This is a genomic window from Pseudooceanicola nanhaiensis, from assembly GCF_020171315.1.
GTDB lineage: Bacteria > Pseudomonadota > Alphaproteobacteria > Rhodobacterales > Rhodobacteraceae > Pseudooceanicola > Pseudooceanicola nanhaiensis_A.
Map to the genome: position 1 here is coordinate 57,418 of NZ_JAIUZP010000007.1, position 16,420 is coordinate 73,837.

General features: G+C 67.6%; 15 protein-coding genes. 10 read left to right on the plus strand and 5 right to left on the minus strand.

Annotation, left to right across the window (positions count from 1 at the left end):
* Positions 1 to 43 precede the first annotated feature (43 nt).
* The 7 genes from LCM32_RS12680 to LCM32_RS12710 all read left to right on the plus strand — a co-directional run bounded on the left by LCM32_RS12680 (position 44) and on the right by LCM32_RS12710 (position 8,065).
* Positions 44 to 814 (plus strand): ABC transporter ATP-binding protein, encoded by a 771-nt coding sequence (locus LCM32_RS12680; RefSeq protein ID WP_224821448.1) that lies wholly within the window; start codon positions 44 to 46, stop codon positions 812 to 814.
* Entirely contained in the window at positions 811 to 1,536 is a 726-nt protein-coding gene (locus LCM32_RS12685; RefSeq protein ID WP_224821449.1) for an ABC transporter ATP-binding protein, read from the plus strand. The genes LCM32_RS12680 and LCM32_RS12685 overlap by 4 nt, the downstream gene beginning before the upstream one ends.
* Before the next feature lie 91 nt (positions 1,537 to 1,627).
* Positions 1,628 to 2,659: a branched-chain amino acid ABC transporter permease gene (locus LCM32_RS12690; protein ID WP_224821450.1), complete on the plus strand. Its 1,032-nt coding sequence runs from the start codon at positions 1,628 to 1,630 to the stop codon at positions 2,657 to 2,659.
* Entirely contained in the window at positions 2,656 to 3,714 is a 1,059-nt protein-coding gene (locus LCM32_RS12695; protein ID WP_224821451.1) for a branched-chain amino acid ABC transporter permease, read from the plus strand. The genes LCM32_RS12690 and LCM32_RS12695 overlap by 4 nt, the downstream gene beginning before the upstream one ends.
* A gap of 48 nt (positions 3,715 to 3,762) precedes the next feature.
* Complete coding sequence (locus LCM32_RS12700) at positions 3,763 to 4,932, plus strand: MFS transporter (protein ID WP_224821452.1); 1,170 nt, start codon at positions 3,763 to 3,765, stop codon at positions 4,930 to 4,932.
* 191 nt (positions 4,933 to 5,123) lie between these two features.
* On the plus strand, positions 5,124 to 6,146 hold the full coding sequence (locus LCM32_RS12705) for an aspartate-semialdehyde dehydrogenase (protein ID WP_224821453.1): 1,023 nt from the start codon (positions 5,124 to 5,126) through the stop codon (positions 6,144 to 6,146).
* A 302-nt stretch (positions 6,147 to 6,448) separates the two neighbouring features.
* Positions 6,449 to 8,065 carry a DUF4139 domain-containing protein gene (locus LCM32_RS12710; protein ID WP_224821454.1) on the plus strand — a complete coding sequence of 539 codons (1,617 nt, stop codon included), beginning with the start codon at positions 6,449 to 6,451 and terminating at the stop codon, positions 8,063 to 8,065.
* 167 nt (positions 8,066 to 8,232) lie between these two features.
* Here the strand turns inward: LCM32_RS12710 and LCM32_RS12715 are convergent, their stop codons facing one another.
* Positions 8,233 to 8,883, minus strand: coding sequence for a carbonic anhydrase (locus tag LCM32_RS12715; RefSeq protein ID WP_224821455.1), 651 nt, complete (start codon positions 8,881 to 8,883; stop codon positions 8,233 to 8,235).
* A 180-nt stretch (positions 8,884 to 9,063) separates the two neighbouring features.
* Here LCM32_RS12715 and LCM32_RS12720 point away from each other — a divergent pair, with 180 nt between their 5' ends.
* Positions 9,064 to 9,447 (plus strand): hypothetical protein, encoded by a 384-nt coding sequence (locus LCM32_RS12720; RefSeq protein WP_224821456.1) that lies wholly within the window; start codon positions 9,064 to 9,066, stop codon positions 9,445 to 9,447.
* Positions 9,448 to 9,556: 109 nt separating this feature from the next.
* On the opposite strand, the gene LCM32_RS12725 is transcribed toward LCM32_RS12720, so the two are convergent.
* The 4 genes from LCM32_RS12725 to LCM32_RS12740 all read right to left on the minus strand — a co-directional run bounded on the left by LCM32_RS12725 (position 9,557) and on the right by LCM32_RS12740 (position 12,903).
* On the minus strand, positions 9,557 to 9,883 hold the full coding sequence (locus LCM32_RS12725; RefSeq protein WP_224821457.1) for a DUF3775 domain-containing protein: 327 nt from the start codon (positions 9,881 to 9,883) through the stop codon (positions 9,557 to 9,559).
* 151 nt (positions 9,884 to 10,034) lie between these two features.
* Positions 10,035 to 10,778 carry an SDR family NAD(P)-dependent oxidoreductase gene (locus tag LCM32_RS12730; RefSeq protein WP_224821458.1) on the minus strand — a complete coding sequence of 248 codons (744 nt, stop codon included), beginning with the start codon at positions 10,776 to 10,778 and terminating at the stop codon, positions 10,035 to 10,037.
* 59 nt (positions 10,779 to 10,837) lie between these two features.
* Complete coding sequence (locus LCM32_RS12735; protein ID WP_224821459.1) at positions 10,838 to 11,593, minus strand: DUF1365 domain-containing protein; 756 nt, start codon at positions 11,591 to 11,593, stop codon at positions 10,838 to 10,840.
* An 8-nt stretch (positions 11,594 to 11,601) separates the two neighbouring features.
* Positions 11,602 to 12,903, minus strand: coding sequence for an NAD(P)/FAD-dependent oxidoreductase (locus LCM32_RS12740; RefSeq protein ID WP_224821460.1), 1,302 nt, complete (start codon positions 12,901 to 12,903; stop codon positions 11,602 to 11,604).
* Positions 12,904 to 13,197: 294 nt separating this feature from the next.
* On the opposite strand from LCM32_RS12740, the gene mutL reads away from it, so the two are divergent.
* Together mutL and LCM32_RS12750 are read left to right on the plus strand one after the other, a co-directional pair.
* Positions 13,198 to 15,126 (plus strand): DNA mismatch repair endonuclease MutL, encoded by a 1,929-nt coding sequence (gene mutL, locus LCM32_RS12745; protein WP_224821461.1) that lies wholly within the window; start codon positions 13,198 to 13,200, stop codon positions 15,124 to 15,126.
* The gene (locus LCM32_RS12750; RefSeq protein ID WP_224821462.1) at positions 15,123 to 16,355 is read left to right on the plus strand and encodes a DNA recombination protein RmuC; all 1,233 of its coding nucleotides are present in this window, start codon (positions 15,123 to 15,125) and stop codon (positions 16,353 to 16,355) included. The genes mutL and LCM32_RS12750 overlap by 4 nt, the downstream gene beginning before the upstream one ends.
* Positions 16,356 to 16,420 lie beyond the last annotated feature (65 nt).

Consider the following 16,420-nt stretch of genomic DNA (forward strand, 5'->3'; position numbering starts at 1 on the left):
CCGGCGCCCGTTTTCTGTGTTTTCTCCTTGCGGCGGTCCCCTCATGACGCACGAGATCCTCTCGACCCACGACCTGACGGTCCGGTTCGGCGGCCACGTCGCCGTGGACCATGTAACCTGTGCCTTCCGCACCGGCGAGCTGACGGCCATCGTCGGGCCGAACGGGGCGGGCAAGACGACCTATTTCAACCTGATCTCGGGGCAGATCCCGGCCTCCGAGGGGCGGGTGGTTCTGGCCGGGCGGGATGTGACCCGCGCCTCTGTCTCGGCCCGCTGTCACGCAGGGGTCGGGCGGGCGTTCCAGCTGACGAACCTCTTTCCCGATCTCACGGTGCTGGAGAATGTCCGCCTCGTGATCCAGTCGAAGGCGCGGCGCGGCTTCTCGATCCTCTCCACCGCCGCCTCGCAGGTCGCCCTGACCGAGCGGGCCGAGGCGGTGCTGGACCGGGTGCGGCTGACCGCGCAGGCGGGCCAGAAGGTGAGCGCGCTCTCCCACGGCAACCAGCGCAAGCTGGAGGTGGCGTTGCTGATCGCCCTCGATCCGCTGGTCTACATGTTCGATGAGCCCACCGCGGGCATGTCCGTGGACGAGGCCCCCGTGGTGCTGGACTTGATCGCCGAGTTGAAGGCGCAGAAGGACCGGACGATCCTGCTGGTCGAGCACAAGATGGATGTGATCCGCACGCTGGCCGACCGGATCATCGTGCTGCACAACGGGGCACTGGCCGCCGACGGGGCGCCTGCGGAGGTCATGGCTTCGGACGTGGTGCAGGAGGCCTACATGGGCCGCGATCTGGCGGAGCTGACCGCATGAGCGATCCGATTCTACGTCTCGAGGGCGTGCAGACCGATATCGCCCAGTATCACATCCTGCAGGGTGTCGACCTCGACGTGCCGCGCGGCAAGGTGACCATGCTCTTGGGGCGCAACGGCGTGGGCAAGACCACGACGCTGCGCACGATCATGGGCCACTGGCGGGCCAAGGCCGGGCGGATCACCTTTGACGGCGCGGACATCACCGCGCGGCCCACCCCGGCCATCGCGCGATCCGGCATCGGCTTCGTGCCCGAGAACATGGGCATCTTCGGCGACCTGACGGTGGAGGAGAACATGGTGCTCGCCGCTGTTTCGGGCCGGATCGACCCGGCCCGGCGCGACTGGATCTTCGAGGCCTTCCCGCCGCTGCGCACCTTCTGGAAGGGGCCTGCGGGGACACTGTCGGGCGGGCAGAAGCAGATGCTCTCCATCGCGCGGGCGATGATCGAGGAGCGCAAGCTCTACCTGATCGACGAGCCCACCAAGGGGCTGGCCCCGGCGATCGTGACCACCATGGCCCGTGCCCTGCGGGAGCTGAAGGAGGCCGGTGCCTCGATCCTGTTGGTGGAGCAGAACTTTGCCGTGGCCCGCGCGCTGGGCGATCTGGTGGCGGTGATGGACGACGGGCGGGTGATCTGGACCGGCGAAATGGCGGAACTGGCCGGGGATGCCGGGTTGCAGGAACGGCTGATGGGGCTGTCGATGGAGGGCGGACATTGAAGATTTCATGCCTCCGGCGGGGATATTTGGGAACAGTGGATGAGAGGGGCTGCGCGTCGCTGCGCGGCCTTGCCACGGGGGAGGGCGCCGCATGAGCCTTGCACCGGATCACGCGCCGACCATGGCGCGGAAAGGTCTGGCCGAGCGGCTGGCCCCATGGGCGCCGGTGCTGCTGGTGCCGGTGATGGTCCTGCTGGGCTACCTCGCGATCCCGGCGACCTCGTCGTGGTTGACCCTGACGGTGAGCGGGCTGGCGATGGGGATGATGATCTTCATCATGGCCTCGGGGATGACGCTGGTCTTCGGCCTGATGGACGTGATCAACTTCGGCCACGGGGCCTTTGTCTCCATCGGGGCCTTCGTGGGCGTTTCGGTGCTGATCTGGCTGGGCGGCATGGCCGGCGCCCCGTCGCTGGTGCTGAACCTGCTGGCCATGGGGGCGGCGGCCATCGCCGCGATGGTCGTGACCGGCGGTGTCGGCTGGGCCTTCGAGAAGGTCATCGTGAAGCCGGTCTATGGTGCGCATCTCAAGCAGATCCTCGTCACCATGGGCGGGCTGATCGTGATCGAGCAGCTGATCGTCGTGATCTGGGGGCCGGAGGAGATCTTCATCCGCCGCCCCGAGACGCTGCAGGGCGGGCTGACCTTTGCTGGCGCGGCCATCGAGAAATACCGCCTGCTGGCCGTGGGCGTGGGGCTGGTGCTGTTCCTCGCCATGCGCTTCGTACTGCGCCGGACCAAGATCGGGCTGATCGTGCGCGCGGGCGTCGAGAACGGCGAGATGGTCGAGGCGCTGGGTTACCGGCTGCGGCTGGTCTTCGTGGGCGTCTTCATCGCGGGCTCGGCTCTGGCCGGTCTGGGTGGCGTCATGTGGGGCATGTACCAGGAGCTGATCACCGCCCACATGGGGCAGGAGGTGATGATCCTGATCTTCATCGTAGTGATCATCGGCGGGCTCGGCTCGGTCGAGGGGTGCTTTATCGGGGCGCTGCTGGTCGGGCTCTTGCAGAACTACATCGCGTTTCTCGAGCCCAAGGTGGCGCTGATCTCCAACATCGGGCTGATGGTGGCGATCCTCATGTGGCGCCCGATGGGCATGATCCCGGTGGTGAAGGCAAAATGATCGCGACGCTTCTTTCGGGCGATGCGCCCCGGTCCCGCGTGCTCTCGGTGCTGCTGCTGGTGGTGCTGGTCTGCCTTGCGCTGGCGCCCTTCCTCTTCCCCGGTACGCGGTCGCTGGATACGGCGGCGCGGATCTGTGTCTTCATCCTGCTGGTGGCCTCCTATGACCTGCTGCTGGGCTACGGCGGGATCGTCAGCTTTGCACATACGATGTTCTTCGGCATGGGGGCCTATGGCGTGGCGCTGTCCTGCGAATTCCTCGGACGCAGCTGGGGGGCGCTGGCCTTCGGCATCGGCGCAGGAATCGTGGCGGCCATCGCCACGGCCTTCCTGATCGGGCTTTTCTCGCTGCGCGTGAGGGCGATCTTCTTTGCCATGATCACGCTGGCCGTCGCCTCTGCCGTGGCGGTGCTGGTGAGCCAGCTGTCGCAGATCACCGGCGGCGAGGACGGGCTGAACTACCAGATCCCGCGCGCTCTGACGCCTGCGTTCAAGTTCATGGAGGAGCCGGTCTTCGGCGTGCGGATGAACGGCAAGCTGCTGAACTACTACGTGGTTTTCGTAGGGGCGCTGGTGGGCGTGCTCTTCCTGCTGCGCGTCGTGAATTCGCCCTTCGGCCGGGTGTTGCAGGCGATCCGCGAGAATGACTTCCGCGCCGAGGCGATCGGCTATCGCGTGGTGCAGTACCGCGTCGCCGCCACCTGCCTGAGCGCCGCCATCGCGGCCTTTGCCGGGGCGCTCTACGCGATCTGGCTGCGCTATGTCGGGCCCTCCACCGTGCTCTCGATGGAGATCATGCTGGATATCCTGCTGATGGTCGTCATCGGGGGCATGGGCACGATCTATGGCGCCGTGCTGGGGGCCACGCTTTTCGTCGTGGCGCAGAACTACCTGCAGGAGCTGATGGGGCTGGCTGAAGGCGCCTTCGAGGGGCTGCCGCTCTTGCCCGCGCTCCTCTCGCCCGACCGCTGGCTGCTCTGGCTCGGGCTGCTCTTCATCCTCTCGGTCTATTTCTTTCCGACCGGAATCGTGGGAAGGCTGCGCGACGGGAGATAGAGGAGGAACGCGCGCACCGGCCAGCCGGGGCGTCGCGGGAGGAAGATCATGCGTATCGGATTGGCCCTGCTGTGCTTCGCCTATGTGCTGAGCCAGTTCTACCGCACGTTCCTTGCGGTGCTGACAGGCCCGCTGGCCGAGGACATCGGCGCGGGGCCCGAGGATCTGGCCCTGGCCTCAGGGCTCTGGTTCCTCGTCTTCGCGGCGATGCAGGTGCCTGTGGGCTCCGCGCTGGACCGGGTCGGGCCGCGGCGCACGGCCGCGGTCCTGCTGCTGGTGGGCGGCGCGGGCGGGGCGCTGGTCTTTGCCGTGGCGCAGGCGCCCTGGCATGTCTCGCTTGCCATGGCGCTGCTGGGGGTTGGCTGCGCGCCGGTGCTGATGGCGGCCTATTACATCTTCGCCCGGGTCTATCCGCCCGCGCTCTTCGCCTCGCTGGCGGCGGCGGTGCTGGGGATCGGGACGCTGGGCAACCTCTTTGCCGCCATGCCGGTGACCGCTGCTGCCGAGACGATCGGCTGGCGCGCGACCATGTGGGTGCTGGCCGGCATCAGCGCGCTTACGGCGCTCGGCATCGGGGTGCTGGTGACGGATCCGCCGCCCGCGGAGCAGGGCGCCGGGGGCTCCTTCCTCGATCTCTTCCGGATCCCCGCGCTTTGGCTGGTGTTTCCCATCGCCATTGCGAATTACGCGCCCGCCGCCGGGGTCCGGGGCCTCTGGATCGGGCCCTACCTGCGCGAGGTCTATGGCGCCGCACCTGCCACCGTGGGCTGGGCCGCCACGGCCATGGGGCTGGCGATGATCGCGGGCAGCTTCGCCTACGGGCCGGCGGACCGCTGGTTCGGCACCCGGAAGTGGGTGATCTTCACCGGCAATGCGGGCGCGCTGCTGGCGCTCGTGGCGCTGATCCTGCTGCCGCCCATGGGCACATGGAGCACCACGGCGCTCTTTGCCTTGCTGGGCTTCTGCGCCGCCTCCTACCCGCTGGTCATGGCCCATGGCCGCGCCTTCGTACCCGATCACCTGGCCGGGCGCGGCGTGGCGCTGCTGAACCTCCTGGCCATCGGCACCGTGGGGCTCACGCAGGTCGCCAGCGGGCGGCTCTACAGCCCCGGGATGACCCCGCCCGAGGCGGCCTTCCAGCCGGTGTTGCTGCTCTACGCGGGGCTGCTGGCCCTGGCGCTGGCGATCTATCTGCTGGCGCGCGACCGGACCGACTGAGCGGCGGAGCAGGGCCCCCGATTTGACTTCCCGCCCCTCCGGCCCATTTTCTTGCCTCAAATATCCCGGGGGGTGCGGGGGGCTGGCCCCCCGCGCTCTCCTCAACATGCGTGGGTCCTGCGATGCGCCCTTCCTTCACTGGCGCCTTCGCGGTATAGACCCGCGTCCCAATGCGAAAGGAGTCTATCCAGATGGGCTACAAAGTCGTCGTCGCAGGTGCCACGGGTAACGTGGGCCGCGAAATGCTGAACATCCTCGCCGAGCGGGAATTCCCCGTCGACGAAATCGCAGCACTTGCCTCGCGCAGGTCGCTTGGCACCGAAGTCAGCTTTGGCGAGAAGACACTGAAGACCCAGGATCTGGATACCTTCGACTTCACCGGCTGGGACATCGCGCTCTTCGCCGTGGGCTCGGGCCCGACCAAGGAATACGCGCCGAAGGCCGCCGCCGCGGGCTGCGTGGTGATCGACAACTCGTCGCTCTACCGCTACGACCCCGATGTGCCGCTGGTGGTTCCGGAAGTGAACCCCGAGGCCGTGGACGGCTACGCGAAGAAGAACATCATCGCGAACCCGAACTGCTCGACCGCGCAGATGGTCGTGGCGCTGAAGCCGCTGCATGACCGCGCGAAGATCAAGCGCGTCGTGGTCTCGACCTACCAGTCGGTGTCCGGCTCGGGCAAGGAAGGCATCGACGAACTCTGGGATCAGACCAAGTCGATCTACAACCCGACCCAGGACTACGAGCCCAAGAAGTTCACCAAGCAGATCGCCTTCAACGTGATTCCGCACATCGACGTCTTCATGGAAGACGGCTCGACCAAGGAAGAATGGAAGATGGTCGCCGAGACCAAGAAGATCGTGGACCCGTCCATCAAGGTCACCGCGACCTGCGTGCGCGTGCCGGTCTTCGTCGGTCACTCGGAATCGATCAACATCGAGACCGAGGAGTTCCTCGACGAGGACGAGGCTCGCGACATCCTGCGCGAGGCCCCCGGCATCATGGTGATCGACAAGCGCGAAGACGGTGGCTACGTCACCCCGATCGAATGCGTGGGCGATTACGCGACCTTCATCAGCCGCATCCGTCAGGACAGCACCATCGACAATGGTCTGAACTTCTGGTGCGTCTCGGACAACCTGCGCAAGGGCGCGGCGCTGAACGCGGTTCAGATCGCCGAGACGCTGGGCAAGCGGGTGCTGAAGAAGGGCTGATCCGCGGGATCGGTTCTCTGAAAGGTTTCAGGAAAGGGCGGCGCCTTGCGCCGCCCTTTTCGCGTGCCGCGGCGGGCAGGGGGGCTGTCTGCCCCCCGTCGCGTGCCGCGACTCCCCCCGAGGATATTTGGGAACAGTGGATGGGGTGGGTGGTTTCCTGCCGGATGACGCCGGGGCTGCGGTACCGCTGTTGACCGGGGCGCGGGGGGCTCCCACAAAAAGGTCATTTGATTGTGATGCGGTGGCGGCGGAAGGCTGGCCGTTACCCTGATGGAGAGGTCTTCATGCGTTCTTTTCTGATTTTGCCCCTGATTTTACCCCTGCCCCTGCTGTTTCCCCTCGCCGCGCTGGCAGAGGATTTTTCCGTCTCCGGCACCATCGACGGTGTGACGGTCTATCCGGACGGGGCCAGTATCACCCGCGCCATTCCCTATTCCGTGCCCGCCGGCAGCCATCGCCTGATCGTGGCCGAGATCCCCGAGATCGCCGCGGGCCTGCAGGCGCGGCTGACCGGCGCGGGGGCGGCGACCCTCGGTGCGCTCAGCTATCGCAGTGACCTTGTGCCGCCGCGGACCGCGGAGGACAGCGCGGCGCTGGCCGCCGCCAAGGCCGAGGTGGAGCGGCTGGAGGACGTGGTCCGGGGCCGTGAGGACGCAGTGGAGACGATCCGGCTGGAGGTGCGCGCGGCGCAGGCGCGGATCGCCTTCCTGAGCGGCCTGGGGCAGGCCGATGGTGTCGGCGCCTCGGGAATCGAGGCGCTGCGGGCGCTGTCGCAGATGGTCGGCGAAGAGGTTCTCAGCGCCGCGCAGACGGCGCTGGCGGCCGAGCAGCGCGCAGCGGCGGCCGAGCGGGACATGAAGGACGATCGCGAGGCGCTGGAGGATGCCCGGCAGGCACTGGCCGCGCTGGAGACGGAGCGCGAGGACCGGGTCTATCTGACCGTGGCGCTGGAGGCGGAGGCGCCGTCCGAGGGCGTGCTGGAGCTGACCTACACAACACCGCAGGCGGGTTGGCAGCCGGCCTATGGCTTCCACCTGACCACCGGGGACACCCCCGCGCTGGAGGTGGAACGGGCGGCCTACGTGCGGCAGGACACGGGCGAGAACTGGGAGGGGGTGGCGCTGGTCCTCTCGACCAGCCGGCCCTCCGGCCAGTCGGCACCGGGCTACCTGACGCCGGAACGTCTCTGGGCGCAGGACCCGGATCAGCTGGCGCGGGCTGCCTCGGCGGGCAGCATGAAGATGCTGGACGTCGCACCTGCCCCGGTGATCGCCGAGATGACGGCCGCGGGCAGCTATGACGGGCTGACGATGCAATACAGCTATCCCCAGCCGGTGGATATCGCCAGCGGGGCCGACAACCTGCGGCTGGCGCTGGACCGGCTCTCCATGACGCCGGAGGTCTATGCCGGGGCCGTGCCGCGGCTGGATGAGACGGCCTACCTGATGGCGCGGATCACCAATACATCGGGCGAGATCCTGGCGCCCACGGATCTTGCGGATTTCTACGTCGACGGGGCCTTCGTCGGGCAGAACTGGCTCGATCTCGTGGCCGCCGGGGACGAAGTCGAGCTGGGCTTCGGTCCGATCGACGGGTTGCGGCTGGAGCGTGTCATCGACGGGCGCAGCGAGGGCGGGCGCGGCTTCGTCTCGCGGGCGAACGGCCGGGACGAGCGCGTGACGATCACGCTGCGCAACCTCACCCCGCGCGACTGGACCATCGAGCTGACCGACCGGGTGCCCTATTCCGAGCAGGACGACGTCAAGGTGACATGGGAGGCGGCGCCTGCCCCCGCGCGGCAGGACATGGACGGGCGGCGCGGCCTGCTGGGCTGGGACATCGACCTGCCCGCAGGCGAGAGTGCCGAGGTCACGCTGGACAGCAACGTGAGCTGGCCCAAGGAGAAGGTCCTGCGCTGAGGCAGAGAAGGGGCGCCGCGTAAGACGTGGCGCCGGCCATCTGGATGGCAGGGAAGTGACGAGGAACCCGGGCAGGCCCGCGCAGGCACGGGCGGGCGATCAGGTCTCGCGATCGGGCGCAGGCGCGCCCGACCGCAACGCGCGGGTCCGGGTCCGGGTCTGTCAGGTCAGACGGTCTTGAACGACTTGTCCGCGGGCACGTATTGCTCCACCCCGCCTTCGCCGATGTCGTTCCACAGGCCGTGGAGCGTCAGGTCGCCGGAGTTCACCGCCGCCTCGACGAAGGGGAAGGTCATCAGGTTCTCGAGGCTGACGAGCACCGCTTCCTTCTCCAGCGCGCGGCGCTGCTGGTCGTAGTCGGGCAGGTCCTTGACCCGCTCGTAGCCGGGGCGCAGCAGGTCCATCCAGCGACCGACGAAACTGGATTTCTCTTCCAGTTCCGGCGCGTGGCCCGAGCACATGTCGAGGCAGCCCTGAACGCCGCCACAGTTCGAATGGCCCATGATGACGATATGCGCCACCTTCAGCGCGGTCACCGCGTATTCCACCGCGGCCGAGGTGCCGTGCTGGTTGCCATCGGGCTCATAGGGCGGCACGAGGTTGGCGATGTTGCGGTGGATGAAGAACTCACCCTGATCGGCGCCGAAGATCGAAGTCACGTGGACCCGGCTGTCGCAACAGGAGATGACCATCGCGCGGGGGCGCTGACCCTCGTCCGCCAGTCGCTTGTACCAGGACTTGTTCTCGGAGAATGTCGTGGCTTTCCAGCCGTGGATCCGCTGGACGAGATAGGACGGCAGGGGCTTGGCGTGTTGCATGGGATATCCTTCTACGGGGGCCTTGGCGAGGCTCTGGCGCAGAGCTTATAGGATGCCGCGCGGCGGAGTGAAAATAATTTGCCGCGAAATAAAGAGAAAGCCCGGCTTTGCTGCAATGTTTTGGGAAGACCTGACCCGCATTCTGCGCCTGCCGTGGGGGCGATCAGGTGGAAGGCTGCGATGGTGGGAAAGGTTCTGAGTCTGTCACAGAGGGAGCAGATCGGTGTCGATCCGCTGCGGCTGGACCAGCTCTATGGGCAACTTGGGGAAACCGGCGCGGAAGAGGTGATCTGCCGCGCCATGGAGGAACTGGCCCTGCGGCTGACGCGGGCGGAACGGATGTACCGGCAGGGCCATCTGACCGAACTGCGCAAGGGCGCGCGGGCGCTTGCCGCCATCGCGGACCAGATCGGCATGACGGGCCTCTCCCTCGTGGCGGATGACGTGAAGACCTGCGTCGATACCGGGGATACGGTCGCCCTGGCCGCGGTCATCGCGCGGCTGATGCGCGTGGGCGAGGGCTCGCTGACCGAGGTCTGGGATATGCAGGACCTGTCACTCTAAAGCGGGTCCGCCAGCACCGCCCGAAGGGGCCGGTTGCCGGGGCACCGACCGGGGGGCCTGCGACAACGTGACTGGGCCTGTGACGGTGACGGGACAGGAGCCTGCGGGCTTACACACCCCGGATCAGGTCATCCTCGTCCTCGGACGCGTCGAGCCCAAGCTCGGCCAAGCCGTTTTCCAGATGATCGGAGAGGTGCGGCGTGCCCAGCAGGTAATCCACCGTGGGGGTCGTGGCCTCGTTCTTCGCGGTCTCGATGGCTTCCTCCAGATCGTCGGAGGTGAAGCTGTCGCGGCCGATCCACATGACCGCCACAAGGCTGGCGGCCTCGTCCTCGTTCAGGTCCTCGAGGAAGCCGCGCAACTCGCTCTCGGCCCGGTCCAGTTCGCGGGCCATGAGGATCACCTGGGCAATCTTTCTGACGGAAATCTCTAGCATGATACCCTCCTACACCGGGTTCCTCCGGGCGACGCGGCACCGGACGTGGGTATCATGATAGCAGATTGCGGCGCAGACTTTGATATTTCGCAAATCCCAATGCGATATGCAGCTTTCCCGCGCCGCATCTGCCCGCGCGGGGCCTGCCCGGTCACGGGTTGCGGGCGAAGACCGGGAAGTAGAGCCAGCTTGGCAGGAAACGCCCGAAGCGGAACAGCAGCGAGAAGCCGAAGGGGAAGGACCGCGAGAAGGTGTCACCGCACATATGCTCGAACACCTCGTGGGCGGCCTTCTCCGGCTCCATGATGGCGGGCATGTCGAAATCGTTCTTGGCGGTCAGCCGGGTCTTGATGAAGCCCGGGTTCACCAGCTGCACCTTCACGCCGGAATTGCGCAGATCCGCATGCAGGCTCTCTGCCAGCCCCATGAGACCGGCCTTGGTGGCCACGTAGGGCGCGGCACCGGGCAGGCCGCCAAAGGCGGTCAGCGAACTGGTGATCACGATATGCCCCCGGTCGCGGGCCACGAAGGTCGGCAGCACGGCCCCCACGGCGCGCATGGCGCCGGTGAAGTTCACGTCGGCCATCGCCTCGGCCTGTTCGGGATTCCAGTCCTTCGCGCCGAAGGGCCAGTAGACCCCGGCAAGGTAGACCATGCCGTCGATCTCGCCGATGTGGTGCGCGGCGGCTTCCAGCGCGGCGCGGTCGGTCACGTCGACGGGGAAGATCGAGGCGCGCCCGGGCAGGCTGTCGGCCACGGCCTGCAGCGCGGTCTCGTCCCGGGCCGAGAGGATCACTTCCGCCCCCACGTTGCTCAACTGCCGCGCAAGCGCCGCGCCAAGGCCGTCGCTGGCTCCGATGAGCCAGTAGCGTTTGCCGGTCCAGTTCTCGAACATCGGGTGTCTCCTCAGCTGCTGTATCCCCCCTGAAACGCCGGGGGGCGGGGCCCGGTTCCCTAGCGGGAGACCTCCGCGGCGGGCGGTTCGGGGCGCCGGCGGTAAATCGCCCCCTTCAGTTTCAGCTTCAGCGCCTGCCAGAAGATCAGCGCCAGTACACGGCGCGAGCCGACGGGGCGGCGCAGGCAGGCGGCGAGGATCCCGCGGCTGGTGAGCGGCTTGCGCGGCCCGGTCAGCGTGGCAATCAGCCCGCCGTTGCCGGCGGTGAAGTCGATGCGGATGCCGATCCGGTCGGGGCGAATGTCGAAGCGGAAGTCATAGCCGCCCTCGATCGGCTGGAACGGCGAGACGTGGAAGATCTTGCGCGCCTTCAGGCTGTCGGCGGCGGTGATCGGGCCCAGATCGTCACGGTGCACGAGGTAGGAATGCCGGTCGCCGAAGGTGTTGGAGACCTCGGCCACCACCACCCGCAGCCGGTCCTGCGCGTCATGGCAGAGCCAGAAGGACACCGGGTTGAAAACATGGCCCAGCAGGCGCGGCTGCGCCAGCAGCAACACCTTGTCGCCCCCCGGCAGCCCGTGCGCGCTCAGCACCTCGCGCAGCCATGCCACGCCACGCCCCTGTTTCGGCGCGCCGCCATGGTCGCTGTCCCGCAGCCCGGCCAGATTGGCGCGGTTGCGCGAGAAGAGGCGCGGGCGGTCATAGTCGGCTTCTGGGTCCACCAGGACATAGTCGATGGAATAGCGGAAGGCATTCTCCACCGCGCCCTTGCGGCCGTGCCATGTATGGCCGGGGATATGTTCGGGCCGGGTCATCGTGGCGCTCACTCTGCGGCGACCGCGCTCTGGGCCGCCCGCGCGGCGATCCCATCCGCCACCGCATGGGCAGAGGCAAGGCCGTCCTCGTGGAAGCCGTTGCGCAGCCAAGCACCGCAGAACCACGTCCGGTTCGCCCCGTTCAGCTGGCGCAGCGCCTCCTGCGCCTGCAGCGCTTCGAGGTCATAGACCGGGTGGCGCAGGATGGTCTCGTCATAGATCAACTCCTCCCGGATCGGGCGGGTGGAGTTGAGCGTGACGAAATGCGGATCGTCCATCGGGATCGGCTGGAGCGAGTTCATCCAGTAGGTCAGGTCGATCTCGTCGCCGGGCTTGCCCGCGACCTCGGTGTAGTTCCACGACGACCACGCCCCACGCCGTTTCGGCATGATCGAGGCATCGGCATGCAGGACGACGCGGTTGGGCTGGTAGCGGATCGCCCCCAGCAGGCGGCGTTCCTCGGGCCCGGCGTCGGCCAGCAGGCGCAGCGTGTCGTCGGAATGGGTCGCCATGACCACCTCGTCGAAGACCTCCCAGGCGCCGTTTTCCTGCCGGATCTCGACGCCCAGAACCGTGCGGCTGACGGCGCGGACGGGGGCGCCCGTGCGGATCTCCACGCCGCGATGGCGCATCGCCTCTTCCAGCCGTTGGACGTATTCGACCGAGCCACCCTTCACCGTGTACCACTGGTGCTGGCCGGTGTGATGCAACAGGGCGTGGTTCTCGAAGAACTGGATCATGGCGCGGGCCGGGAAGTCGAGGATCTTCTCCTTGGGCGTGGACCAGATCGCGCCGGAGAGCGGCAGCAGGTAATAGTCCCGGAACCACGTGCCCATGCGCATCTTGCGCAGGAAGTCGCGGATCGAGAGGTGATCCTCCTGCGCCATCTCCAGCGCGGTGGCGTTGAACCGCATCACGTCGCGCAGCATGGTCAGGAAGCGCGGATCGAACATGTTCTTCTTCTGGGTGAAAACGGCGGCGAGGTCCTTCAGCCCGTACTCCAGCCGCCCGCCCTTCAGAGAGGCACCGAAGCTCATGGAGCTTTCGCAGATCGGCACGTCGAGGTCCTCGAAGAGATCGACGAGGTGCGGGTAGTTCGCCTTGTTGAAGACGATGAAGCCGGTGTCCACCGGCTGATCGCCGCGCTTGCCCGCCATCAGCGTGCGGGCGTGCCCGCCGAGGCGCGGCGCGGCCTCGATCAGCGTGACATGGTGGTGGCGCGACAGCAGGTAGGCCGCCCCCATTCCGGAGATGCCGGCGCCGATGACGGCAATGCGGCGCGCGGGGCCGGTCGGGGTCTGGGTGTCCATGTCATCCTCACTCAGGTCTTTGATCCTGTTACGATGACAGGGGAAAGATGGATCGAAAGTTTCTCTGTCCCGCCCGGCCTTTCTGCGCGGGGGCGTATGGCGCGGCACCCGCGGCACGCGGGCAAGAATTTTAAGCAAAATTCTTGCGAAAATTCTTACTCAAGAATTTTCGGCGCCCGTAGCAGGCCGTGGCGCAGGGCCCGCCGCGGTGCGGGGCGCGCGGGGGGGCATTCCGCGCGGTCTCGGGCAAAACCCGCGTGGCAGAATCGAAATCCCCATGCTAGATTTGGGGTCATGTTGCGACCTGATCCCAAGATAAGCGAAAATCGCCCCGTCATCCGCCAGCTGGATGAGGCGGCGATCAACCGGATTGCCGCCGGTGAGGTCGTGGAACGGCCTGCCTCCGCCGTGAAGGAACTGGTGGAAAACGCGCTCGACGCGGGCGCGCGGCGGATCCATGTCACCATCGCGGACGGCGGCAAGACCCTGATCCGGGTCGAGGATGACGGCAGCGGCATTGCCCCCGCCGATCTGCCGCTGGCTCTGGCCCGCCACGCCACCTCGAAGATCGACGGCTCCGACCTGCTGGCGATCCATTCCTTCGGCTTCCGGGGCGAGGCACTGCCCTCGCTCGGGGCGGTCGGGCGGCTGCGCATCACCTCCCGCGCCAAGGGCGAGGAGGCGGCAGAGATCACTGTCACCGGCGGTCGCATGGGTGAGGTCCGTCCTGCCGCGCTGAACGGCGGCACCGTGGTCGAATTGCGCGATCTCTTCTTTGCCACGCCCGCCCGGCTGAAGTTCCTGCGCACCGACCGGGCGGAATCCCAGGCCGTGACCGATGTGGTCAAGCGCCTCGCCATGGCCGAGCCCTTCGTGGGCTTCACCCTGACCGACACCTCGAACGACGCCAGCCGCACCGTCTTTCGCGCGGATGCCGAAAACGGCGATCTCTTCGACGCTTTGCACCAGCGGCTGGCGAATATCCTCGGCCGCGAGTTCGCCGAGAATGCGCTGAAGATCGACGCCACCCGCGAGGGGCTGCACATGACCGGCTACGCCGCCCTGCCGACCTATTCGCGCGGCGCGGCGGTGGCGCAGTATCTCTTCGTCAACGGCCGCCCGGTGCGGGACAAGCTGCTGACCGGCGCCCTGCGCGCCGCCTATTTCGACGTGCTGTCCCGCGACCGTCACCCGGCGGCGGCGCTCTTCCTCGACTGCGATCCGCAGCTGGTGGACGTGAACGTGCACCCGGCGAAATCCGAGGTGCGGTTCCGCGATCCGGGGCTGGCGCGCGGCCTCGTCGTCTCGGGCCTGCGCCATGCTCTGGCCGAGGCCGGGCACCGCGCCTCCTCCACCGTGGGCGGGGCGACGCTGGGCGCCTTCAGGCCCGAGCCTGCGGCCGACCACACGGGCAGCGCGCGGATCTACCAGATGGATCGCCCCTCGCTCGGCGCCCGCGGGGCGAGCTACTCCGGTCAGGCCCCTGCCGACTGGACGCCCGCGCCCGCCTATCCCGGCCGCGCCCCGGTGGAGATGACGCAGGCCTTCGCCGAGCCCGCCGCGCTTTTCGACGCGGGCACCTCGGCCCGGGTGGAGCCCGTCATCGAGGATGTCCCGCAGGCGGATCACCGCCCGCTCACCGCCTATCCCCTTGGCGCGGCGCGGGCGCAGGTGCACGAGAACTACATCATCGCCCAGACCGAGACCGGCATGGTCATCGTCGACCAGCACGCCGCGCACGAGCGCCTCGTTTACGAGAAGCTGAAGGCCCAGATGGCCGAGAACGGCGTCGCCGCGCAGGCCCTGCTGATCCCCGAGATCATCGAGCTCTCCTCCGGCGACTGTGCCCGGCTGATGGAAGTGGCCGAGGACCTCGCCCGCTTCGGCCTGACGGTGGAGCCCTTCGGCGGCGATGCCATCGCCGTGCGCGAAACGCCCGCGATCCTCGGACGGGTCGACTGCAAGGCGATGATCCTCGACATCCTCGACGAACTGGAGGATCAGGGCGACAGCCAGACCCTTCAGGCGCGTATCGAGGCGATCCTCTCGCGGGTGGCCTGCCATGGCTCGATCCGCTCGGGCCGCCGGATGCAGGCCGAGGAAATGAACGCCCTGCTGCGCGAGATGGAGGCCACGCCCCTCTCGGGACAGTGCAACCACGGGCGCCCCACCTACGTGGAGCTGAAGCTCTCCGACATCGAACGGCTATTCGGACGGACATGATCGACATCGCAGGCCACACCTATTCCCTCGGCGATCCGCTGGTGATCGCCGCCCTTGCCGGTGGCGCGCTGCTGCTGCTCATCGTGATCCTGCTGATCGCGGCGCTGAAGGCCGCCGGCCGCTCTGCGCAGGCGGCCGAGCCGCTGATCTGGCAGATGGACCAGCTGGGCCGCGCCGTCGAAGGGCTGGGCCGCGGACAGGAGCAGCTGGCGGGCACCGTCTCGGCGGTGTCCAACGCGCAGGCTCACGGGCAGGCACAGACCCTGCAGGCGATGGAGCATCGGCTCTCGGCGGTGACGCAGGCGATGAACGACCGGCTGCACCAGAACGCGATGCACAACGCCCGCGCCCTCGCCGAGATGCAGGAGAAGATGAACGCCCAGCTTCAGGGCGGCTCCGAGAAGACGACGAAGTCGCTGGCCGAGTTGCAGATGCGGCTTCAGGCCATCGACCGCGCGCAGGAGAACATCACCAAGCTGTCGGGTGACGTGCTCTCGCTGCAGGACATCCTGTCGAACAAGCAGACCCGCGGGGCCTTCGGGGAAATCCAGCTGAACGACATCGTCTCCAAGGCGCTGCCCTCGGACAGCTATTCCTTCCAGACGACGCTGTCGAACGGTAAGCGGGCGGACTGCATGATCCACCTGCCCAACCCGCCGGGCCCGATCGTCATCGACAGCAAGTTCCCGCTGGAGGCCTACGAGGCCCTGCGCCGTGCCGAGACGCCGGAACAGGCCCGTGCCGCGCAGCAGCAGCTGCGCACCGCCGTGCGCACCCACATCAAGGCGATTTCTGAACGCTACATCCTCGAAGGCGAGACGGCGGATGGCGCGCTGATGTTCCTGCCCTCGGAGGCGGTCTATGCCGAGCTGCACGCGAACTTCCCCGAGGTGGTGCGCGAGGGCTTCAACGCCCGGGTCTGGATCGTGTCCCCGACCACCTGCATGGCGACGCTGAACACCATGCGGGCGATCCTCAAGGACGCGCGGATGCGCGAACAGGCGGGTGCGATCCGCAGCACGCTGAAGCTGCTGCACCGGGACGTGGAGCTGGTGGTGGAGCGGGTCGGCAAGCTGCACACCCACTTCGGTCAGGCCCGCGCCGACCTCGAGGGGATCGGCACCGCGGCGGAACGCGCCGGCAAGCGCGCCGCCAAGCTCGACAACTTCGATTTCGAGGAACTGGCCCCCGAAGACAGTCAGGTCGTGCCGCTGAAGCGACCGGAGTGACGGTGGCGCGGTCGCGGCCGCAATGAGTTGGAAACGCAAACGCCCGCATCCTCCGATGCGGGCGT